Here is a 21,500-nt window from a genome sequence, read left to right on the forward strand (position 1 = left end):
TCACCTGTAGTCCTCCGACCCGACTCCGCCGTCCGCGCGACGCGCTCAGACGTTCGACGCCTCGCCGACGACGGCGTAAACGCCCTGCAGATTCACCATTCGGCTCAGTTCCGCCTGGTCGATCGTGACGTGCAGATTCCGCTCCAGCGCGGCGAGAATTTCGATCGCGAGCAGCGAGTCCGCACCGTGGTCCTCTTTGAACAGACTGGTCTCGGTGACCTCGTCGGCGTCGATTTCGAGAATCTCGCAGACGATCTCCTTGACCTGCTCGCGGTCGATGTCGGTGCTGGTGGTCGGGGTCGTGCTGCTCATGTCGCCTCCAGAAACGGATCGGTTGAGTGAATATCTCGATGACTGACCTTGGCTGGCGGCGCCGTGCGCCTCATCGCCCGATACCGTTTGCCGCCTCGGCCGTCTGGCGGCACCATCGGATCGCGGTACTGTCCCGAGTCTGTGAGCCGCGACTATATTTCTCCTATATGGCGACGGGCGGTCCGCCATATCCGGCGCCGGACTCCGGTAACGACTGAAGCGATCGCCGCCCGCACGGATGGCAGGGTGGGGACATGGCGGTCGACATCGTCTACGAGACGCACGCGACGACCACTGACAATGAGGCCGGGCTGGCCACCGGCTGGCAGCCCGGCCAACTCTCCGGGCCCGGCCGGCGGGAGGCCCGCGAGCTGGGTGAGCGGCGCCGCGACGACGGGCTGCGGGTCGTCTTCTGCTCCGACCTGGCTCGGGCGGTGCAGACCGTCGAGATCGCGTTTCCGCAGCGGGAGTTGCCGGTGCACCGGGACACCCGGCTACGCGAGTGCGACTACGGTGACCTGACCGGCCGGCCGGTGGCCGAGCTGGCCCCGCTGCGTGTCGGATATCTGGACGAGCCCTTTCCGGGCGGGCAGAGCTACCGGCAGGTGGTGGAGCAGACCCGCGACTTCCTCCGGGACCTGGCCAGCGCCTGGGACGGGTCCCGGGTGTTGATCGTGGCGCACTCGGCGAACCGGTGGGCGCTGGACCACCTGCTGCACGGGGTACCGCTGGCCGAGCTGGTGGCGGCGCCGTTCGACTGGCGCCCGGGGTGGACGTACCGGCTGCCGTCGGGCTGGGGCACGGACCGTCCGGCACCGGCCCGACGGCAACCCGGGCAGCCGGCGCCGGAAGGTCGGTAACTCGCGGGCGGTCACCGCCGGGGCCTGCCTATTCTTGGCGACGACATGCAGACGCCACCGCCCGCCCCTGCCGTACCCGCCGCCGACCTTCCCGCGCTCCGGCGCCGGCTGCCGGAGTTGATGTTCCGCGACCAGCGCCGGATCCAGCGCCGGCTGGACGGGCTCGCCAAGATCCGTGATCTCGGGCGGCGGCAGGCGGCCACCGCCGAGATCGCCGCCGAGATCGGTACCGCGGAGGAGCGGCTCGCCCGCCGCCGGGCCGCCGTACCGGTGATCACCTATCCGGCCGGGCTGCCGGTCAGCGAGCGCAGGGACGACCTGCTCGCCGCGATCCGGGACCACCAGGTGGTGATCGTGGCCGGCGAGACCGGCTCCGGCAAGACGACCCAGTTGCCGAAGATCTGTCTGGAGCTGGGTCGGGGGGTCCGGGGGCTGATCGGGCACACCCAGCCGCGCCGGCTCGCCGCCCGTACCGTGGCGGACCGGATCGCCGACGAACTCGGCACCGAACTGGGCGGGGTGGTGGGCTACAAGGTCCGCTTCACCGACCAGGTCGGCGACGGCACCCTGGTCAAGCTGATGACCGACGGCATCCTGCTCGCCGAGCTCCAGCAGGACCGGATGCTGCGGCAGTACGACACGCTGATCATCGACGAGGCGCACGAGCGCAGCCTCAACATCGACTTCATCCTCGGCTACCTCCGGCAGCTCCTCCCCCGGCGGCCCGACCTCAAGGTGATCATCACCTCGGCGACCATCGACCCGGAACGGTTCGCCCGGCACTTCGCCGCAGGCGACGAGCCGGCGCCGGTGCTGGAGGTCTCCGGCCGGACCTATCCGGTGGAAACCCGCTACCGGCCGCTGGTCGAGCTGGCCGAGGGCGAGGACCCGGACGACGACGGGGAGACCGTACGGGACCAGATCCAGGCGATCGGCGACGCGGTGCAGGAGCTGGCCGCCGAGGGGCCCGGGGACATCCTGGTCTTCCTCAGCGGAGAACGGGAGATCCGGGACACCGCCGACGCGCTGGGCAGACTCGTGCAGAATCGCCCGGCCCTGCGGGACACCGAGATCCTGCCGCTGTACGCCCGACTCTCCACCGCCGAGCAGCACCGGGTCTTCCAGCCGCACCGGGGCCGCCGGGTCGTACTGGCCACCAACGTCGCCGAGACCTCGCTCACGGTGCCCGGCATCAAGTACGTGGTGGATCCCGGCACGGCCAGGATCTCCCGCTACAGCCATCGTCTCAAGGTGCAGCGGCTGCCGATCGAGCCGGTCTCCCAGGCGTCGGCGAACCAGCGCAAGGGGCGCTGCGGACGTACCTCTGACGGCATCTGCATCCGGCTCTACGACGAGCCGGACTTCCTGTCCCGGCCCGAGTTCACCGACCCGGAGATCCTGCGCACCAACCTCGCCTCGGTCATCCTCCAGATGACCGCGATCGGGTTGGGCGACATCGCCGCGTTCCCGTTCATCGACCCGCCGGACAAGCGCAACATCGCCGACGGGGTCAACCTGCTGCGCGAGCTGGGCGCACTGGAGGAGACCGGCGAGGAGGCCGGGCACCGGCTGACCCCGCTGGGCCGCCGGCTGGCGCAGCTTCCGGTCGACCCCCGGCTGGCCCGGATGGTGCTGGAGGGCGAGCGCAACGGCTGCGCCACCGAGGTGTCGGTGATCGCCGCCGCCCTCTCCATCCAGGACCCCCGGGAGCGGCCCGCCGACAGGCAGGCCCAGGCTGACCAGGCACACGCCCGGTTCACCGACAAGGAGTCGGACTTCGCCGCCCTGCTGAACCTCTGGCGCTATCTCCAGGAGCAGCAGCGGGCGCTCTCGTCCAGCGGTTTCCGCCGGATGTGCAAGGCCGAATACCTCAACTACCTGCGGGTCCGGGAGTGGCAGGACATCCACTCGCAGCTCCGCCAGGTGCTGCGGACCACCGGCGGCGCGGCGCCCGACGGCCGGCCGGGCCGGGGCCGGGGCGGCGGCGACTCCGCGACCGACGGCCCCGCCACGGGTACGCCGACGGCACCGGCCGGCGACGCGACCCCGGAGGACGTCGACACCGACCGGATCCACCAGTCGCTGCTCGCCGGACTGCTCTCGCACGTCGGGCTGAAGGAGACGCAGAAGAACGAGTACCTGGGCGCCCGGGGGGCCAAGTTCGCCCTCTTCCCGGGCTCGGCGCTGTTCCGCAAGCCGCCGCGCTGGGTGATGGCCGCCGAGCTGGTCGAGACGTCCCGGCTCTGGGGCCGGGTCGCCGCCCGGATCGAGCCGGAGTGGGTCGAGGCGCTGGCCCAGCACCTGGTGAAGCGGAGCTACAGCGAGCCGCACTGGGAGAAGAAGCAGGCCGCGGTGGTGGCCTTCGAGAAGGTCACCCTCTACGGCATCCCGCTGGTCAGCGGCCGGAAGGTCAACTTCGGCCGGATCGACCCGGTGCTGAGCCGGGAGCTGTTCATCCGGCACGCACTGGTGGAGGGCGACTGGCAGACCCACCACCGGTTCTTCCACGACAACCGCGCCCTGCTCGACGAGGTCGAGGAGTTGGAGCACCGGGCCCGGCGCCGGGACATCCTGGTCGACGACGAGACGCTGTACGCCTTCTACGACCAGCGGATCCCCGCCGAGGTGGTCTCCGGCCGGCACTTCGACGCCTGGTGGAAGAAGACCCGCCGGGACCGGCCCGACCTGCTCACCTTCGACCGGCAGATGCTAATCAACGAGGGACGGGGCGCCCTCGACGCGGCCGACTACCCCGACGAGTGGCACTCCGACGGGGTGGCGCTGCCGCTGACGTACCGGTTCGAGCCGGGGACGGAGACCGACGGGGTGACGGTGGACATCCCGCTGCCGATGCTCAACCAGGTCGACGCGGAGAGCTTCGACTGGCAGGTACCCGGGCTGCGCGAGGAACTCGTGGTGGCGCTGATCCGGTCGCTGCCGAAGGCCGTACGCCGCAACTTCGTCCCGGTGCCGGACTACGCCCGGGCGGTGCTGGCCTCCATCACGCCCGGCCGGGAGCCGCTGCTCGACGCGCTGACCCGGGAACTGCGCCGGATGACCGGGGTGACCGTGCCCCGGGACGCCTGGGACGTCGAGCGGCTGCCGGCGCACCTGCGCCCCACCTTCCGGGTGGTCGGCGAGGAGCGGCAGACCGTCGCCGAGGGCAAGGACCTGCCGGCGCTGCAACGGCAGCTCACCACCCAGGTACGCCGGATGGTGGCCGCCGCCGCCCCGGACGTCGAACGGTCGGGGCTGCGGGAGTGGAGCATCGGCACGCTGCCGCGCTCGATCGAGCAGGACCGGGCCGGCTACCTGGTGACCGCCTATCCGGCCCTGGTCGACGAGGGCGACACGGTCGGGGTACGGGTCTTCGAGACCGAGGCCGAGCAGGGCCGCCAGATGTGGGCCGGCACCCGGCGGCTGCTCCGGCTGACCCTCGGCTCGCCGCAGAAGTTCGTCTCCGGCCGCCTCTCCAACGAGGCGAAGCTGGCGCTGAGCCGCAACCCGCACCGCAACGTGCAGGAGCTGCTCGACGACGCCGCCGACGCGGCGGTGGACAAGCTGATCGCCGATGCCGGCGGGCCGGCCTGGGACGCCGAGGGTTTCGCCGCGCTGCGCGACCGGGTCCGGGCGGATCTGGTCGACACCACCGTCGAGGTCGTCGACCGGGTACGCCGGGTGCTCGCCGCCGCCTACGCGGTCGAGCAGCGGCTGGCCCGGACCAACAACCTGACCATGGTGGCGGCGCTGGCCGACATCCGGGCCCAGCTCTCCGGGCTGGTGCACCGCGGCTTCGTCACCGAGACCGGTTACGCCCGCCTCGCCGACCTTCCCCGCTATCTGACCGCGATCGAGCGCCGCCTCGACCGGCTGCCGCAGAACCCGCAGCGGGACCGCGACCAGCAGGCCCGGATCGCCCAGGTGCAGCAGGAGTACCGGGAGATGGTCGACGCGCTGCCGCCGGCGCGCCGGGGTGCCGACGCGGTACGGCAGATCCGCTGGATGATCGAGGAACTCCGGGTGAACGTCTTCGCCCAGGCGCTCGGTACGCCGTACCCGATCTCGGAACAGCGGATCTACCGGGCGATGGACGTCGCCGAGGCGGGCTGAGCCCCCGCACCGGCCGGGCGGCGCGGCGGGGTGGGTGGCGAGCGACACAGCCATCCCGGCCCTGACCAGTTGGAATGTCGGGGACCTGGTTGAGTAGGCTGTGCTCCGGCCATCCAGAGCGACCGAGAGACCTGGCTCGTCGACGTCGCAGCAACCCCCCACCGTGGGTGCGGGTGCTACCGCCAGGATCGATGGAGGTTCCGTAGTGCGCAGCATCCGAGCCGGGCGGGCGAGCCGGCTGCACGTCGTCTGGCACCGGTGGCGTCGACACGTCGACCTCTGCCGGACCAGCACCATGCTCTGTCGGGCCTCGGCCTGACCGCGACCGCCGGTCGGCGGCATTCCGACCATCTCGTCAGCACCCCCTGAGCGACGCCGTCCCGCACTGCCCATGACCTGACCGGTCGGGTGGTCCTTCGGCACACCGTCGCCGGATATTTCATGGAGTTTCAGCACAATGCGCATCAACTCACTCGCCACCCGCCTCCTCTCCGGGGTCGCCGCCGTCGCGCTGCTCGGTGCGGTCGCCGCCTGCGGCGGCTCGTCGTCGGGCGACACCGCCGACAACCCCTACGACCTGCTGCAACCCGGGACCCTGCGGGTCGGCACCCTGACCGACGCACCGCCGAACGTCTTCCTGAAGGACGGCAGGTTCACCGGCTTCGACAACGATCTGATGACCGCCGTCGCGGGCAAGCTCGGGCTCAGGGTGGAGTTCGTCGGCACCGAGTTCTCCGCGCTGCTCGCCCAGGTCAACAACCACAAGTTCGACGCCGGCTCGTCGTCGATCACCATCACCGAGGCGCGGCGCAAGACCGTCGACTTCAGCAACGGGTACGACTTCGGCTACTTCGGACTCGACGTGCCGGCCGGCTCGCCGATCAGGAGCTTCGCCGAGCTGAAGGGCAAGCGGGTGGTCGTGGTGCAGGGCACCGTGCAGGACGACTACGCCACCAAGGAGGGTCTCGACCCGGTCCGGGTACCCGACTACAACGGCGCGATCAACCAGCTCAAGTCGAAGACCGCCGACGCCTGGATCGCACCCGCCGAGATCGGCGAGAAGTCCGCACAGGAGAGTGGCGGCAAGATCGTGCTGGTCGAGAAGCAGCTCAGCTCGGCGCCGACCGCGTTCGCGGTGGCCAAGGGCGCCGACCCGCTGCGCGAGGCGCTGAACTCCGCACTCGACCAGGTGATCGAGGACGGCACCTGGACCCGCCTCCAGGAGCAGTACTATCCCGGGCGGCCGGTGCCGGAAAGCTTCAAGCCGGGCAGCGGCACGGTGACGTACCCGCCGGTCAAGGCCGGTCCGACGAGCCCGGCCGCCACCCCGGCGAGCTGACCCGGCCCGCACACCAGACAGTCGCCGGCCGGCCGCCCCCGGCCGGCCGGCGACTCCGGATCCGAGACAGGCGAGGCGATGGAGACCCTGGCGACGCTGTGGGAGACGTTCTTCGACTGGGAGTCGATGCGCGAGGCACTGCCCGAGATGCTCACGGTCGGGCTGCCCAACACGCTGCTGCTGGCGCTGCTCTCCGCCATCGTGGGGACGCTGCTCGGCATGCTGCTGGCGATGGCCGGGCTGGCCCGGACCCGGTGGCTGCGCTGGCCGGCGCGGATCTACACCGACGTGTTCCGGGGACTGCCGGCCGCCGTCACCATCCTGCTGATCGGGGTCGGGCTGGCACCGCTCGGGCTCGCCTGGTGGGGCCCCAACCCCTATCCGCTGGGCATCCTGGCGCTGTCGCTGATCGCGGCGGCGTACATCGGGGAGATCTTCCGGTCCGGCATCCAGAGCGTGGAGGCCAGCCAGCTGGAGGCGACCCGGGCGCTGGGACTGTCGCACGGCGCCGCCATGCGCCTGGTGATCATCCCGCAGGGCGTACGCCGGGTCCTGCCGGCCTGGGTCAACCAGCTCATCGCACTGATCAAAGACTCCAGCCTGGTCTACTTCCTCGGCCTGGTGGCCAGCCAGCGGGAACTGTTCCGGATCGGCCAGGACTATGCGGCGAACACCGGCAACGAGTCCGCGCTGCTGCTCGCCGGGCTCTTCTACCTGGTCATCACCGTGCCGCTGACCCACCTGGTCAACTGGGTCGACCGGCGGCTGCGCGACGGCCGGGCCGGTGGCCCGGAACCCGACGAGGAGGATCCGGTGGCGCTCGCCGGCGAGACCGCGCTACCGACGGGTGGAAGGGGAACCCAGCATGCCTGAGTCTGTCACTCCGACGGTGTCGGCCCGACCGGACGGGGCAGGTCCCGGATACGAGTCGGTCAGCGTCGCGACCCGCGACGTACATCTCGCGTTCGGCCGGAACCAGGTGCTGCGCGGCATCGACCTCGAGGTCGGCCGGGGCGAGACCGCCTGTGTGATCGGCCCCTCCGGCTCCGGGAAGTCCACCCTGCTCCGGGTCGTCAACCGACTGCTGGAGCCGGACCAGGGCGACGTACTGCTGGACGGTGTGAGCGTGCTCGACCAGGATCCGGACGCGCTGCGCCAGCGGATCGGCATGGTCTTCCAGCAGTTCAACCTCTTCCCGCACATGACGGTGCTGCGCAACGTCACGCTCGCGCTCCGGCAGCTCAGGAAGCTTTCCAAGGACGAGGCCACCGAACTGGCGCTGCGCCAGCTCGACCTCGTCGGGCTCCGGCACAAGGCGGACGTACGACCCGGCCGGCTCTCCGGCGGCCAGCAGCAGCGGGTGGCCATCGCCCGGGCACTGGCGATGTCGCCCCGGGTGATGCTCTTCGACGAGGCGACCTCGGCGCTCGACCCGGAACTGGTCAAGGGCGTGCTCTCGCTGATGGCGGACCTGGCCGGTCAGGGCATGACGATGCTGGTCGTCACCCACGAGATGGGCTTCGCCCGGCAGGTCGCCGACCAGGTCGTCTTCCTCGACCGCGGTCGGGTGGTCGAGGCCGGCCCGCCGGCACAGATCTTCGAGGACCCGCGCAGTGCCCGGCTCGGGCAGTTCCTCTCCCAGGTCCTCTGATCGGTCCGGTGTGCCGTCTCGGTGTGCCTTCCCCGGTCAGCCGCGCGGCCTGACCGGGAGCGCCGACAGGCCCCGGAGCAGCAGGCTGGACCGCCAGCCGATCTCCTCCGCCGGTACCGCCAGGCGCATCCCGGGAAACCGGCGGGCCAGGGCGCCGAAGGCGATCTGCCCCTCCAGCCGGGCCAGCGGTGCGCCGAGGCAGTAGTGGATGCCGTGCCCGAAGGCGAGGTTGGGGGTGGGCGGGCGATCCAGGTCCAGCCGGTCCGGCTCCGGGAACCGGTCCGGGTCCCGGTTGGCCGAGAGCAGGGCCACCAGCACCGACGCGCCCTGCGGAATGGTCCGGCCGCCCAGCTCGACCGGCTCCATCGCGGTCCGGAACGAGGCGTTCTGCACCGGGCCCTCGTAGCGCAGTACCTCGTCGATCGTCCCGGGTAGCAGCGCCGGTTCGGCCACCACCCGGGCCCAGCGCTCCGGTTCGGCCAACAGCAGCAGCATGCCGTTGCCGATCAGGTTGACCGTGGTCTCGTGCCCGGCGATCAGGAAGAGGTAGACCATCGAGACGAGTTCGTCGTCGGTGAGCCGGTCACCCTGCTCGTGCACCGCGATCAGCGCGGAGAGCAGGTCGTCGGCCGGCTGCTCACGCTTGGCCGCCAGCAGCGTACGGATGTAGCCGACGATCGCGGTCAGCGCGGGCGGCAGCCCGGCCGGGTTCATCGGGCCGGTCACGATCGCATCCGTCCAGCGCCGGAAGTCGGCCTGGTCCTCGGCCGGTACCCCGAGCAGCTCGCAGATCACCTGGATCGGCAGCGGGAAGGCGAACCGGTCGATCAGGTCCACCTGTTCGGCGTCGGCGATGCCGTCCAGCAACTGCTCGGTCAGCTCCTCGATCCGGGGGCGCAGTGCGGCGACCCGGCGTGCGGTGAACGCGCCGGAGACCAGCCGCCGCAGCCGGGTGTGGTCGGGCGGGTTCAGCGCCAGCATGTGCCGGCCCACCGCCCGGGCCACGTCGTCCGGGATCATCCCCCGGTAGTTGAACCCGCCGGCCGAGGTGGCCTTGGCCAGCCGCGGGTCGCTCAGTGCCCGCTGGGCGTCCTCGTAACGGGTGACGACCCAGGCGGTGACGCCGGTCGGCAGCTCGACCTCCACGACCGGGTTGTCCCGGCGCAGCTCGGCGAGGACCCGGTGCAGATCGGCGGCGATCCCGAACGGATTGGCGATGGTCGACATTCGTCTCCCCAGACGACGAGTGGACGGCCCGCGGCCGGAGCGGCTCCGGGCTCCCTCCCATGCTGCCACTGTCGACGCCGGGCGCGGTGACACGGCGACCCGGCACCCCTGCCCCGGCGGGTGCGCCGCCGCCGGTACGAGCCCGGTCGTCGGAGCGCGTGCAGCGCCCGTACTCGTCGAGAGTGCCGGCTATGATCTTGCGCATGGCGCTGCTGCACCGGGCCGCACTGCATCCCGGCAAACTCGAACTCCTGGCGAACTGGCTGCCCGGCCGGCGCTGGTACCGGGGCCCCGCCGACGTCGTCCGCGTCGCGAGTTTCCGGTTCGACGACCCGGACGGAGCGGTCGGGATCGAGACTATGCTCGTCAGGTCCGGCGACGGGCCGGTGCACCAGGTGCCGCTCACCTACCGCGCCGCGCCGCTACCCGGCGGCGACGACTGGCTGATCGGCACCACCGAGCACTCGGTGCTCGGCCGCCGCTGGGTGTACGACGCCTGCGGCGACCCGGTCTACGCCAGCGCGCTGGCCGCCGCGATCGTCACCGGCAGCGGCCAGGCGGAGGAGTTCTTCGAGGTCGACGGGGTACGCGAGGTCCGCCCGCCGAGCATGACCGTGACCGGCAGCGGCACCCCGGGCAGCACCGTACCGCCGGTGCACGTGATCCGTCGGGTTGTCGAGGACGAGCCGACGACGATCGTCACGGACGCCGCGGAACTCACCGTCCTCCGCCGCCCCGAGAACGGAGCCGGCGGGCTGACCGGCGCCACCCCGAGCACCGCCGCCCTGACCGGCAGCTGGCCCGGCCAGCCGACCCCGGTGGCGCTGGCCTACGCCGTCCTGCGCTGAGGCCGGACCACCCACGGCGGCACCACGGCCGGGGGCCTGTCGACCACCGGCCCGGCGGCACTACCCTGCGGGTGGTGGCGGCGGGAAGTAGTCGCGGAGCTTCGCGATCCGGCCGTCGCGTATCCGGAAGATCTGCACCAGGGACATGGTCGTACGCTGCCCGGTCGGCGCGACGAGGACCGTGTCGATCTCGACGACGAAGACGTCCGGGTCGGCGGTCTCGTGCAACGAGTATCCGGACTCCGCCAGGTCAGCCGTGCCCTGGTAGGCCGGCTCTCTGTGGTAGGCACCCATCCCGGCCCGGATCGCCCTCCGGCCGACCAGCCGGCGCGGCAGCGGATGACCGGCCGGCAGCAGCGGCGCCTCGTATTCACCGTCCTCGGTGAACAGTGCGGCGACCGCCTCCGGATCCCGGCTGATCGCGCCGGCGTGGAGGTACCGTTCGAAGATTTCCCGGTGGGTGAGGGTCACTTTCTCCAGCCTATCGGCAGTCGTCAACGGCAACCGACGTCGTGCAGCCGGACGGTCCCGATCGGGCAGCTCCGCCAGGCTGCTACCACCGCGTCCCAGCCCAGATGCACGCGGCGAACTAGCCGTTGCGCGCGGGTCGACTTCCGGCTACCTCGCCACCGGCGGGCGCGACACCTCCGCTGGTACGCCGGGCTGTGCTGGTTGTCCGTCCTCTGATCGTTACGGTCGAGACGATGGCCGCAGGGCCGGAGGCGGAAGGGGTGGATGGTGGAGGGCCGGGATGAGCTGATCGGTGGGTTGGTGGAGGAGATGCCGCGCTACATCTCCGCCGCGGTGAGATTTCAGGTCGCGGTCGCCCATCAGCTCGACATGTCGGTTTCTGATGTGCACGGGCTGGCCGCACTGTTGGAGACCGGACCGGCCGGGGTCAGACAGCTGGCCGATCTGATGGGAATGACCACGAGTGCGGTGACCCGCCTCGTGGACCGGCTCGAACGCGGCGGGTATGTGCGGCGGGAGCCTGATCCGGCGGACCGTCGGCGGGTCGTGATCCATGTGGTTGAGGAACGGGTCGCGCAGGTCGCGGGCTACTACGAGCGGTTGAACGTTCGCTGGCAGCGGCAGATCAGCCAGTACTCCGACCCCGAGTTGCGGTTCCTGCTCGAGTTCCTGCGGCAGGGACGCCAAGACGCCCGGGCCGAGACCGTCAATCTGCGCGCTGGGGGCCGGCAGCACGCCACCCGGGGGCGCCGGGTCCTGCGACCACCCTCTGCCGAGCCCCCGGAGGGCGATAAGGGAGCACCCTGATCTACCCCGGATAGCTGCTGCGAGAACTTGCTGCTTGCAGCAGCGAGTCGGTTGACTGGTTGGCGGACGGCAGGAGCCGTCGCTACTTGTCGATGGAGGGTGGACAGTCATGCACGTGCGAGGCTTCCGGTTCGGTCAGTTCGTCGTCGCGTCGGTCGTCGCCGTGGCCGCGTTGGCGGCGTGTGGCGCGGACAACGACCGAGACCGCGACAAGTCGGTGCCACCGTCAGCGAGTGCCGGTACGGGAGCGGCGACCGGAGCCGACGAGACCGAGGTGCGAGGACTGCTCGACAAGATCAATGAAGCGTGGGCGCGGGGCGACGCCACCGCGTACGCCTCGTACCACACCGCCGACGCCGATCTGATCGACTTTCGCGGCATCCATGCCGCCGGCCGGCAGGCGATCGTCGACCTGCTTCAGCCCGCGTTCGACGGCGTGCTGAGGAACAGCAAGGTGGAAGCGCGGATCGTCGACCTGCGCTTCCTCTCCGCCGACGTCGCGATTTTCCACACCAGGGGCAAGATCGTTCCAATGGGCGAGGATTCGATCCAGACCTTCGTGGCCAGCAAAGGCCCCGGCGGCTGGCTGATCGCGGCCTTCCAGAACACCCGGGTCCAGACCGACGGCTAAGGGCGTGCCTCGAAGCAAAGCAGGTCTGCCAGGCCGAGCGGCCCCGTCGCCACCAGGTGTCCACGAGAGTTCCGGTCTTGGTTCTGCTCGTTGAACCTCCACCGGAGACCTCGCCGCAGCACGACCTCCCACCCGGCAGACCCGCACACCAGTTCGGACCCCGGCACCGACTTCGACATACGCCTCAGCGGCGACCGAGGAGTTCGGCGACCCGGAGGAAGCCGTCCGTGCCGTGGCCGAGCCCGATCACCCGGCGGGTCAGCCCCTCGACCGCCCGCATCACGCTTGCGTCGATCCCGTGCGCCTCGGCGGTGTGCACGACGTGCGTCATGGTCGAGGCGGCCGAGGTGATCGGGTTGTCCGCGCCGGAGTAGCTGCCGTCCTCGACCTCCGCCGCCGTCTGCTCGAAGATCGGCGGCAGTATCGCGCCGATGCCCTGGGCGAAGGGGGCGAGTTCCCGCGCACTGATCCCCTCCGCCCGGGCCACCGCCACCGCGTGCGCCCAGCCCGCCATCGAGGTCCAGAAGATGTCGAGCAGGGCGATGTCGTACGCCGCCGCCCGGCCGATCTCCTCGCCGACGTGGGTGTGCGTGCCGCCCAGCCTCTCCAGCACGGGCCGGTGCCGCCGGTAGAGATCGCTCGGACCACTGTGGATGAAGACCCCGTCCGGCGTACCGATGGTCGTGGTCGGCGTCATGATCGCGCCGTCCAGGTAGCCGATGCCGTGCTCGGCCGCCCACGCGGCGATGTCCCGGGCCCGCTGCGGCGTGTCGGCGCTGAGGTTCGCCACCGTACGCCCCCTGAGCGCCTCGGCGGCGGCGTCGGTCCGGACGACGGCGTCCACCGCGTCGTTGTTGACCACACAGACCACGGTCAGGTCACTCGCGGCGACCGCCTCCGCGACCGAGCCGGCACCGACCGCGCCCCGCTCGACCAGGGCGGTCTCCCGGCCCGGGGTCCGGTTCCAGACCGTGGTGGGCAGGCCGGCGTCCAGGAAGGCGCCGGCCAGGGCCCGACCCATCGGTCCGAGACCGAGTACCGTGACAGCGGGCTGTTCGGGATGCGAGGACATGGTCGAGTACTCCTGAACTAGTGTGAACTGGGGTAAAGAGGACGTAGATGACGCGCAGCCGTGCCCGTGACCTGAACGTCTGCGGGGTCACCGCCGCGATCGCCGTGATCGACGGCAAGTGGAAGACTTCGCTGCTCTGGCTGTTGGAATCCGGCCCGCACCGCCCCGCCGAGCTACGGCGGCGGCTGCCCGGCCTCACCGAGAAGGTGCTGACCCAGGCGTTACGCGAGATGGAGAGCGACGGGCTGGTGCACCGGGAGGTGCACGACGTACTGCCGCTGAAGACGGTCTATTCGCTGACCCCGTTCGGCCGCGACCTCGCCGAGGCGGTGGGGCCGCTCTCCGACTGGGGACACCGCCGCCTGGACAGACTCAACGCCGCCCAGTCGTCGGCCTCCTGACGCACCATCGACCTCCCGTCGAGCCGGTTTCGGCGGTCCGTCCGACCGCCGCAACCAGACTCGTACGACGGCTGTGGCCCGACAAGTACGCACAAAAAAGTGGCTACCCGCGACGGCGCGGACGGCGGCCCCGCCCGTGGTTGCGGAGGGGCCGCCGAACCGCACCCGGAACGGTTACGCCGAAGGCGTCCCGTCCTTCAGCGACATCGTGAAGGCCGCCCAAGCGGTCGGGCCGAACGTCAGCACCGGGCCGGGCCGGTCCTTGCTGTCCCGCACCAGAACGACGGCTCCGAGGTTGTCGGCAACCTCGACACAGTTGCCATTGGCACCCGATCGACTGCTCGTACGCCATGTGGGATCGGGCGGAGCAAATTCATACATCTTCCTCACCTCCTTCCGTCAATCCTGCTCAGCGGCACGGGCGATCAAGCGGACCGAAGCCGCCGGATTGAGCGCTGCCGCGCGTAGATGCTCGAAGAGATCGGTGTAGCTGGCGATGTCGCTGTCGCGCTCAAGGAACAGGGCGTTGACTCGGTTCTCGATGTAGACGAGGTCCGAATCGGCCGGATCCGGAAAGCCCATGATCGCGAATGCGCCGTACATGCCCGGGTGCGCGCCGACCTCGTACGGCAGCACCTGGACCGTGATGTTGGGCAGCTTGGTGAGCTTCGCGAGGTGTTGCAGTTGGTCGCGCATCACTTCCATGCCGCCTACCTTTCGGTGCAACACACCCTCGTCGAGGATCGCCCACACCTTGAGCGGCTCTGCCTTGCTGATCGACTCCTGGCGCTTGAGTCTCGCCTCGACTCGCCGTTCGACCTCGTCCGCCGTTCCGTCCGGCAACAGTCCGGCCGTAACGGCTCGGGCGTACGCCTCGGTCTGGAGCAGGCCCGGAACGAAGAGCGACTCGTAGTTGCGGACCGACTGGGCCTCGGACTCGAACGAGATGTAGGTGCTGTACTCGTCGGGCAACTGATCCTCGTACGCCTGCAACCAGCCCAGTTGCCCCGCGTCCTTGGCCAGGTCCACCAGTTCGAGCCGGCGTTCGAGATCAGCGACGCCGTAGACGTCGAGCAGACCGAGCAGGGTGCGCCGTTGGGGGCGGGCCCGTGCCGTTTCGAGCCGCCAGAGCGTGGCGGGATTCATGTGGGTCCGTTCCGCGACGTCTTCCCGGGTAAGTCCGGCGTCGTGCCGCAGTGCGCGGAGTTCCGCCGCCAGTCGGCGCAGTCTGACGGTCGGCGGTTGCTTTCGTGCCGCCACGTTCATGCTCCTTCGCTCCTCTCCAGTCTCCGGTGGCTTGCGTTTGCAAGGCAATGGAAAAGCCGCGCGATGTGAACAGTGCGGGCACTTCGCAAGCCTTGCGTTCGTGCATGACGCTCCAGCAACATGACCCACGGTACGGCTCTGGTCACGCGTTGGCTGACCCGTACCGGCCACGGCGCACCGCGCACCCTCCCCGCTGGGGCACGCCGTGGCCGCCCCACCCTCGGATGGGCGTCCCGCAACCGGGATGCCGGGCAGATCCTCTGGCGGCAACCAGCTGCCCGGCATCCCTCCGATCAGGAGGTCGCCATGCTGCTGCGCCTGTTCTGCACGGTCGTCGGCTGCACCTTGCTCGGCTTCCTCGCCGGGCTCTTCGCCTTCAGAATCAAGTCCCGCTGGTGTCCACGCTGCGGCACGACCACCTCCGAACTCGCCGGCCAGCACCACGCCCGGCCCTGATCGCGGTAACCCGGCTCCCGCCAGAGAGGAACGGCCGATGAGCCTGGAGGAACTGACCCACCGGAAGCCCTTCTACGCGGCGATGAGGCTGCTGACCGAAACGGCGTGGCGGCGGAACATGACGGTCGAGGCCCTGCTGACCCTGACCGAACTGCTCGACCCGACCGACGACACGCACACCGAACGAACGACCGGCGACCGACCGGCAAGCGAGCGACCGACCGGCGAGACGCGGACGTCGGGAACTCCTGGGCCGCCCGACTGAGCCGGCCGGGCTTCTGTACCCGTCGACCGAACCGTAGTGTTGGTCGGGTGAGTGGTGACCTGGTCCCGCCGAGGCGGGAGGTGCGCCTGTCCGACGCCGAGCGGGAGGCCGTCGTCTCCCGGTTGAGCGCTGCGGTCGCGGAGGGTCGACTGACCCTGCCCGAGTTCGAGGAGCGCGTCGACGGCGTGTTGCGCGCCCGGACCGACAGCGAGGTGGCGCCCTACGTCGCCGACCTGCCGGCCATGGCCCCGAGCGTCACCCCCGACGAGGTCGTCGAACTGAACAGCTTCGCCGGGGAGATCAAGCGCTCCGGTCGGTGGGCCGTACCCCGGAAACTCGTGGTGCGCAGCAAGGCCGGCAGCGTCAAGCTCGACCTGCGGCACGCCGTGATCAGTCACCGGGTGGTCGAGATCGACCTCGCCACCCAGGCCGGCTCCACGACCATCGTGCTGCCGGCGGGCGCGACCGCCAACATCGACGGGGTCAACACGAGCGCCGGCACGGCGACGGCGAAGGTGCCGTCCACTCCCGAACCGGGCTCGACCGCCCCGCACCTCGTCGTCACCGGCAGTACCGCCGCCGGGACGTTGGTGGTGCGCTACGAGCGCCGCTTCTGGCGCTGGCGCTGGTAAACCGAGCCGCGACGAGTCTCGACGCGCGTTGGGTGGCGAGCCCGCAGATGTGGCTCGGGTCACCACGGTCAGCGCCGGTCTCGACTGAGCCGGCGGTTCTGCGAGTCTGCACGGATGCAGGACTGGGAGCGGCGGGTCGCGCAGGCGTGGGCATCGATCGACGAGTATGAGGACCGGGAGGACGAGTTCCGGGCCCTGATCGAGAGTTTGGCGGCGGAGCTGCCCGACGACGACCCGGTCGCCGCCTTCGAGCGGGCCTGTGCCTGGGACTCCACCGGCCGTTCCGACCGGGCCGTTCCGCTCTACCGGTCGGCGCTCGACCACGGGCTCGCCGGCTACCGGCGGCGCCGGGCCGTGATCCAGATGTCCAGCTCGCTGCGGAACATCGGCGAGGCCGAACTCGCGGTCACCCTACTGAGGGCCGAGCGCGACATCGACCCGGCGACGCTGGACGAGCCGACGCGGGGCCTCGCCGACGCGATCAGCGCCACGTTGGCGCTCTGCCTGGCCGACAGCGGCCGGGAACGGGAGGCGGTGTCGGTCGCGGTCGCCGCGCTCGCTCCGCACCTGCCCCGCTACCAGCGCTCGATGGCCAACTACGCGCGGCTGCTGCTCACCCCTGACGCCAAGCCGGAATAGCCAACCGGGATGCCGGGCCGCGTCAGTACGGCGTGACGCCCGCCGGCAGGGTCGAGTTCTCGGCCGCCGTACCGATGTATTCCAGCAGGATCCGCCGGAACGCCCGCGCCGCATGTGTGGGTTCCGGCTCGCGGCGCCGGGCCAGTGCGATCGTCCGGTGCACTCCCGGCGGGGCCAGCGGGGTGACCCAGAGCCTCGGGCGGCGGGCGACCACGATGCCCGGCACCAGAGCCACGCCGAGTCCCGCCTCCACGAAGCTCAGCACCGCGTCCATCTCGCCGCCGTCCACCGCTAGCGTCGGCTCGAAGCCCGCCTCCCGGCAGGCCCGCAGGGTGGCGTCCCGCAGGTCGTAGCCCTGCCGGAACATCACCAGTGGCTGGTGGCGCAGGTCGGTGAGGTGCATGGTGCCGGCCGAGTCGGTCATCGGCAGCGGGTTGAGCGAGGCGACCACCAGGTTGTCCCGCAGGATCGGCTCGGCGATCAGCGCCGGGTCGGCGCCGGTCGCGGGCAGGATGATCAGCGCCAGGTCCAGTTCGCCCCGGAGCAGGTCGCGGACGAGGTCCTGCGATCCGCTCTCCTCCACCCGCAGGTCGACGCCGGGGTGGGCGTCCCGGAACCGGCGCAGCACGGTGGGGGCGAGCGAGGTGGCCAGGCTGGGGGTGGCGCCGAGGCGTACCCGGCCGCGCCGGACGCCGACGATCTCCTGTACCTCCCGGCGGGCGGTGTCGACGTCGGCCAGGATGCGCTCGGCGAGCGGCAGCAGCACCTCGCCGGCGGCCGTCAGGCCGATGTTGCCGCGTACCCGTTCGAAGAGCGGGGCGCCGAGGTCCGTCTCCAGGGCGTGAATCTGCTTACTCAGTGACGGCTGGGTAATGCCCACGTTGTCGGCGGCATGAGTGAAATGCCGGGTTTCGGCGACCGCGACGAAGTATCTCAACTGGTGGAGCTGCACTCCGATAGCCTACAGCTATCGTCGCTAAGGCTTCGATGCATTGGACGACTAGTCGGAGGTCTCCTAGCGTTTGTCAGGTGACAGCTGTATCGACGCGGTCGCCGATCCGGTCCAGCATCGGCCTCAAGGCCGTGATGGCGGTGACGGGCATCCTGCTGGTGCTCTTCCTCATCGCGCACATGCTCGGCAATCTCAAGATCTTCTTCGGCCCCGAGTCGTTCGACCACTACGCGCACTGGCTGCGTACCATCGGCGCCCCCGTGCTGCCGGACACCTGGTACCTGTGGATCCAGCGCGCCGTGCTCGGCATCGCCCTGGTCGCGCACATCTGGTCGGCCACCGTACTGGCCCGGCGGGCCCGGGCGGCCCGACCCGTCCGGTACGCGCACCGCCCCAAGGTGCACGGCAGCTACGCGGCCCGGACCATGCGCTGGGGCGGGGTGATCATCGCGCTCTTCGTCGTCTACCACCTGCTGGACCTGACCACCGGCGACCTGAACCCGGTCGGTGACCCGCGCCGGCCGTACGCGAACGTGGCCGCCGACTTCGCGCCGGAACGCTGGTACGTGACCCTGCTCTACACCGTCGCGATCGTCGCCCTCGGCTTCCACCTGCGGCACGGGATGTTCAGCGCGTTCCGCAGCCTCGGTCAGCAGACTCCCCGGGGCGAGGCCCGGGCCCGGGCGATCTCGCTCGGTTTCGCCGTCGCGCTCTGCGCCGGTTACCTGGTCGTCCCCTTCGCGGTCATCGCGGGATTGGTGCGCTGACAATGGACTCCACCAACGGGCTGGACCTCTTCACCCTCGGCGAGCCGATCGCCGACACCAAGGCCCCGGACGGGCCGATCGAGACCCGCTGGCAGCGCCGCCGCTTCGACGCCAAGCTGGTCAACCCGGCCAACCGGCGCAAGCTGACCGTGATCGTGGTCGGCACCGGGCTGGCCGGCGGCTCGGCCGCGGCGACGCTGGGCGAGCAGGGCTACCAGGTCAGGTCGTACTGCTACCAGGACAGCCCGCGCCGGGCGCACTCGATCGCCGCCCAGGGCGGCATCAACGCCGCCAAGAACTACCGCAACGACGGCGACTCGATCCAGCGCCTCTTCTACGACACCGTCAAGGGCGGCGACTTCCGGTCCCGGGAGTCGAACGTACGCCGGCTGGCCGAGGTCTCGGTGGAGATCATCGACCAGGCGGTGGCCCAGGGCGTCCCGTTCGCCCGGGAGTACGGCGGCCTGCTCGACACCCGCTCCTTCGGCGGCGCACAGGTGCAGCGCACCTTCTACGCCCGGGGCCAGACGGGCCAGCAGTTGCTGCTCGGGGCGTACCAGGCGCTGGAGCGGCAGATCGGGCTCGGCCGGGTCGAGATGCACAGCCGGCACGAGATGCTGGAACTGATCGTGGTCGACGGCCGGGCCCGGGGCATCGTGGTCCGCGACCTGGTCACCGGCGAGATCACGTGCGACTTCGCCGACGCCGTGGTGCTGGCCTCCGGCGGCTACGGCAACGTCTTCTACCTCTCCACCAACGCCAAGGGCTGCAACGTCACCGCCACCTGGCGGGCGCACCGCAAGGGCGCGCTCTTCGCCAACCCCTGCTACACGCAGATCCACCCCACCTGCATCCCGGTCTCCGGCGACCACCAGTCGAAGTTGACCCTGATGAGCGAGTCGCTGCGCAACGACGGCCGGGTCTGGGTGCCGAAGGCGGCCGGCGACGACCGGCCACCCCGGCAGATCCCGGAGGACGAGCGGGACTACTTCCTGGAGCGGATGTACCCGTCCTTCGGCAACCTCGTCCCCCGGGACATCGCCTCCCGGGCGGCCAAGAACGTCTGCGACTCCGGCCGGGGCGTCGGGCAGACCGGGCTCGGCGTCTATCTCGACTTCGCCGACGCGATCGACCGGCTCGGCCGCTCCGCCATCGCCGACCGGTACGGCAACCTCTTCGAGATGTACCAGCGGATCACCGGCGAGGACCCGTACGAGGTGCCGATGCGGATCTATCCGGCGGTGCACTACACCATGGGTGGGCTCTGGGTCGACTACGATCTCCAGTCGACCATCCCCGGCCTCTTCGTGATCGGCGAGGCGAACTTCTCCGACCACGGCGCCAACCGGCTCGGCGCCTCGGCGCTGATGCAGGGCCTGGCCGACGGCTACTTCGTACTGCCCAGCACCATCGCCGACTATCTCGCCGCCGGGCCGTTCGAGCCGCTGGCCGAGGACCATCCCGAGGTGGTGGCGGCCCGCGACGACGTCACCGACCGGCTGGGCCGGCTGCTCGCCTGCCAGGGCGACCGGACCGTCGACTCGTTCCACCGCGAGCTGGGCCAGATCATGTGGGACCACTGCGGCATGGAGCGCAGCGACGCCGGGCTGCGCAAGGCGCTCGCCGAGATCCGCAGCCTGCGGGAGCAGTTCTGGCAGCGGGTGAGGGTCCCCGGCGACGGCGAGGGGCTCAACCAGGCGCTGGAGAAGGCCGGCCGGGTCGCCGACTTCTTCGAACTGGCCGAGTTGATGTGCATCGACGCGCTGCACCGCACCGAGTCGGCGGGCGGGCACTTCCGCAGCGAGAGCCAGACCCCGGAGGGCGAGGCGCAGCGCGACGACGACCACTTCAGCTACGTGGCGGCCTGGGAGTTCACCGGTGCCGACCGCCCGCCGGTACTGCACAAGGAAGACCTGAAGTTCGAGTACGTCCACCCCACCCAGCGGAGTTACAAGTGAACCTGACCCTGCGGATCTGGCGCCAGAGCGGACCGGACGATCCCGGCCGGATGGTGAGCTACCAGGTCCCGGACGTCTCCCCCGACATGTCGTTCCTGGAGATGCTGGACGTCCTCAACGACCGGCTGACCCTCGACGGCGAGGAACCGGTCGCCTTCGACCACGACTGCCGGGAAGGCATCTGCGGCGCCTGCGGCATGGTGATCAACGGGGTGGCGCACGGGCCGGAGCGGGCGACGACCGCCTGCCAGCTCCACATGCGACACTTCCGGGACGGCCAGACCATCGACATCGAGCCGTGGCGGGCCAAGGCGTTCCCGGTGATCAAGGACCTGGTGGTGGACCGGAGCGCGTTCGACCGGATCATCGCGGCCGGTGGCTACATCACCGCGCCGACCGGTTCCGCCCCGGAGGCGCACGCCCAACTCGTCCGCAAGTCCGACGCCGACGCCGCCTTCGAGTCGGCCGCCTGCATCGCCTGCGGCGCCTGCGTCGCGGCCTGCCCGAACGGCTCGGCGATGCTCTTCACCGCCGCCAAGGTGAGCCACCTGAGCCTGCTGCCGCAGGGCCAGCCGGAGCGCTCCACCCGGGTCGTCGGGATGGTCGACGCACACGACGAGGCCGGCTTCGGCGGCTGCACCAACATCGGCGAGTGCACGGCCGTCTGTCCGAAGGGGATTCCGCTGACCAGCATCGGCCGGCTCAACCGCGACTATCTCAAGGCCACCCGGGAGCGGGACGGAGCGCCCGGCACCTGACCCACCCGGCACCCCACCCGCCCAGGGCCCGGCACGACCCGCACACGACGCCGTACACCGGCGCGGGTGCGGGCCGGA

The 21,500-nt window shown here is 70.7% G+C and carries 23 protein-coding genes and 1 riboswitch; of the genes, 16 read left to right on the forward strand and 7 right to left on the reverse strand.

The features are described 5' to 3' along the window. Positions 1-45 precede the first annotated feature (45 nt). Entirely contained in the window at positions 46-312 is a 267-nt protein-coding gene (locus tag V1634_RS32700) for an acyl carrier protein (RefSeq protein ID WP_331211484.1), read from the reverse strand. A 254-nt stretch (positions 313-566) separates the two neighbouring features. Here V1634_RS32700 and V1634_RS32705 point away from each other — a divergent pair, with 254 nt between their 5' ends. The 5 genes from V1634_RS32705 (at position 567) to V1634_RS32725 (ending at position 8,272) form a co-directional block, all read left to right on the forward strand. Continuing rightward, positions 567-1,172: a histidine phosphatase family protein gene (locus tag V1634_RS32705; RefSeq protein ID WP_331211485.1), complete on the forward strand. Its 606-nt coding sequence runs from the start codon at positions 567-569 to the stop codon at positions 1,170-1,172. A 45-nt stretch (positions 1,173-1,217) separates the two neighbouring features. Continuing rightward, positions 1,218-5,282 carry an ATP-dependent RNA helicase HrpA gene (gene hrpA, locus V1634_RS32710; RefSeq protein ID WP_331211486.1) on the forward strand — a complete coding sequence of 1,355 codons (4,065 nt, stop codon included), beginning with the start codon at positions 1,218-1,220 and terminating at the stop codon, positions 5,280-5,282. A 106-nt stretch (positions 5,283-5,388) separates the two neighbouring features. Continuing rightward, positions 5,389-5,480, forward strand: a riboswitch (SAM riboswitch). A gap of 259 nt (positions 5,481-5,739) precedes the next feature. Then, positions 5,740-6,621: an ABC transporter substrate-binding protein gene (locus tag V1634_RS32715; RefSeq protein WP_331211487.1), complete on the forward strand. Its 882-nt coding sequence runs from the start codon at positions 5,740-5,742 to the stop codon at positions 6,619-6,621. A 78-nt stretch (positions 6,622-6,699) separates the two neighbouring features. Further along, complete coding sequence (locus tag V1634_RS32720; protein ID WP_331211488.1) at positions 6,700-7,494, forward strand: amino acid ABC transporter permease; 795 nt, start codon at positions 6,700-6,702, stop codon at positions 7,492-7,494. Continuing rightward, positions 7,487-8,272, forward strand: coding sequence for an amino acid ABC transporter ATP-binding protein (locus tag V1634_RS32725; RefSeq protein ID WP_331211489.1), 786 nt, complete (start codon positions 7,487-7,489; stop codon positions 8,270-8,272). The genes V1634_RS32720 and V1634_RS32725 overlap by 8 nt, the downstream gene beginning before the upstream one ends. A 36-nt stretch (positions 8,273-8,308) precedes the next feature. On the opposite strand, the gene V1634_RS32730 is transcribed toward V1634_RS32725, so the two are convergent. After that, entirely contained in the window at positions 8,309-9,499 is a 1,191-nt protein-coding gene (locus V1634_RS32730; protein WP_331211490.1) for a cytochrome P450 family protein, read from the reverse strand. A 203-nt stretch (positions 9,500-9,702) separates the two neighbouring features. Between V1634_RS32730 and V1634_RS32735 the strand changes: the two genes are divergently transcribed. Continuing rightward, positions 9,703-10,347, forward strand: coding sequence for a CG0192-related protein (locus V1634_RS32735; RefSeq protein ID WP_331211491.1), 645 nt, complete (start codon positions 9,703-9,705; stop codon positions 10,345-10,347). A 60-nt stretch (positions 10,348-10,407) separates the two neighbouring features. On the opposite strand, the gene V1634_RS32740 is transcribed toward V1634_RS32735, so the two are convergent. Next, positions 10,408-10,818, reverse strand: a complete 411-nt coding sequence (locus tag V1634_RS32740) for a nuclear transport factor 2 family protein (RefSeq protein ID WP_331211492.1) — start codon at positions 10,816-10,818, stop codon at positions 10,408-10,410. Positions 10,819-11,082: 264 nt separating this feature from the next. On the opposite strand from V1634_RS32740, the gene V1634_RS32745 reads away from it, so the two are divergent. Both V1634_RS32745 and V1634_RS32750 read left to right on the forward strand, forming a co-directional pair. Beyond that, the gene (locus V1634_RS32745; protein WP_331211493.1) at positions 11,083-11,625 is read left to right on the forward strand and encodes a MarR family winged helix-turn-helix transcriptional regulator; all 543 of its coding nucleotides are present in this window, start codon (positions 11,083-11,085) and stop codon (positions 11,623-11,625) included. A 115-nt stretch (positions 11,626-11,740) separates the two neighbouring features. Next, on the forward strand, positions 11,741-12,256 hold the full coding sequence (locus tag V1634_RS32750; RefSeq protein WP_331211494.1) for an SgcJ/EcaC family oxidoreductase: 516 nt from the start codon (positions 11,741-11,743) through the stop codon (positions 12,254-12,256). Positions 12,257-12,440: 184 nt separating this feature from the next. On the opposite strand, the gene V1634_RS32755 is transcribed toward V1634_RS32750, so the two are convergent. After that, on the reverse strand, positions 12,441-13,328 hold the full coding sequence (locus tag V1634_RS32755) for an NAD(P)-dependent oxidoreductase (protein ID WP_331211495.1): 888 nt from the start codon (positions 13,326-13,328) through the stop codon (positions 12,441-12,443). Between the two features lie 47 nt (positions 13,329-13,375). Here V1634_RS32755 and V1634_RS32760 point away from each other — a divergent pair, with 47 nt between their 5' ends. Next, on the forward strand, positions 13,376-13,729 hold the full coding sequence (locus V1634_RS32760; RefSeq protein WP_331211496.1) for a winged helix-turn-helix transcriptional regulator: 354 nt from the start codon (positions 13,376-13,378) through the stop codon (positions 13,727-13,729). A 174-nt stretch (positions 13,730-13,903) separates the two neighbouring features. On the opposite strand, the gene V1634_RS32765 is transcribed toward V1634_RS32760, so the two are convergent. Both V1634_RS32765 and V1634_RS32770 read right to left on the reverse strand, forming a co-directional pair. Next, on the reverse strand, positions 13,904-14,110 hold the full coding sequence (locus V1634_RS32765; RefSeq protein ID WP_331211497.1) for a DUF397 domain-containing protein: 207 nt from the start codon (positions 14,108-14,110) through the stop codon (positions 13,904-13,906). An 18-nt stretch (positions 14,111-14,128) separates the two neighbouring features. After that, positions 14,129-14,995: a helix-turn-helix domain-containing protein gene (locus V1634_RS32770; RefSeq protein ID WP_331211498.1), complete on the reverse strand. Its 867-nt coding sequence runs from the start codon at positions 14,993-14,995 to the stop codon at positions 14,129-14,131. A 306-nt stretch (positions 14,996-15,301) separates the two neighbouring features. Here V1634_RS32770 and V1634_RS32775 point away from each other — a divergent pair, with 306 nt between their 5' ends. The 4 genes from V1634_RS32775 (at position 15,302) to V1634_RS32790 (ending at position 16,987) form a co-directional block, all read left to right on the forward strand. Next, positions 15,302-15,451, forward strand: coding sequence for a hypothetical protein (locus tag V1634_RS32775; protein ID WP_331211499.1), 150 nt, complete (start codon positions 15,302-15,304; stop codon positions 15,449-15,451). Positions 15,452-15,488: 37 nt separating this feature from the next. Next, the gene (locus V1634_RS32780) at positions 15,489-15,716 is read left to right on the forward strand and encodes a hypothetical protein (RefSeq protein ID WP_331211500.1); all 228 of its coding nucleotides are present in this window, start codon (positions 15,489-15,491) and stop codon (positions 15,714-15,716) included. A gap of 47 nt (positions 15,717-15,763) precedes the next feature. Continuing rightward, a complete protein-coding gene (locus V1634_RS32785) occupies positions 15,764-16,348 on the forward strand; it encodes a DUF1707 SHOCT-like domain-containing protein (RefSeq protein WP_331211501.1) in 585 nt (194 codons plus the stop codon). Between the two features lie 114 nt (positions 16,349-16,462). Next, positions 16,463-16,987, forward strand: coding sequence for a tetratricopeptide repeat protein (locus tag V1634_RS32790; RefSeq protein ID WP_331211502.1), 525 nt, complete (start codon positions 16,463-16,465; stop codon positions 16,985-16,987). Positions 16,988-17,009: 22 nt separating this feature from the next. Here V1634_RS32790 and V1634_RS32795 read toward each other — a convergent pair whose 3' ends face one another. Beyond that, positions 17,010-17,945: a LysR family transcriptional regulator gene (locus V1634_RS32795; protein ID WP_331211572.1), complete on the reverse strand. Its 936-nt coding sequence runs from the start codon at positions 17,943-17,945 to the stop codon at positions 17,010-17,012. A gap of 29 nt (positions 17,946-17,974) precedes the next feature. Here V1634_RS32795 and V1634_RS32800 point away from each other — a divergent pair, with 29 nt between their 5' ends. From V1634_RS32800 to V1634_RS32810, 3 genes are read left to right on the forward strand one after another with little or no spacing between them, the layout of a single operon-like run. Continuing rightward, on the forward strand, positions 17,975-18,706 hold the full coding sequence (locus V1634_RS32800; protein WP_407951893.1) for a succinate dehydrogenase cytochrome b subunit: 732 nt from the start codon (positions 17,975-17,977) through the stop codon (positions 18,704-18,706). A gap of 20 nt (positions 18,707-18,726) precedes the next feature. Continuing rightward, complete coding sequence (locus V1634_RS32805) at positions 18,727-20,664, forward strand: fumarate reductase/succinate dehydrogenase flavoprotein subunit (protein ID WP_331211573.1); 1,938 nt, start codon at positions 18,727-18,729, stop codon at positions 20,662-20,664. After that, positions 20,661-21,422: a succinate dehydrogenase/fumarate reductase iron-sulfur subunit gene (locus V1634_RS32810; protein WP_331211504.1), complete on the forward strand. Its 762-nt coding sequence runs from the start codon at positions 20,661-20,663 to the stop codon at positions 21,420-21,422. The genes V1634_RS32805 and V1634_RS32810 overlap by 4 nt, the downstream gene beginning before the upstream one ends. Positions 21,423-21,500: the final 78 nt, after the last annotated feature.

The organism is Plantactinospora veratri (assembly GCF_036421995.1).
In the GTDB taxonomy this organism is placed as follows: Bacteria; Actinomycetota; Actinomycetes; order Mycobacteriales; family Micromonosporaceae; genus Plantactinospora; species Plantactinospora veratri.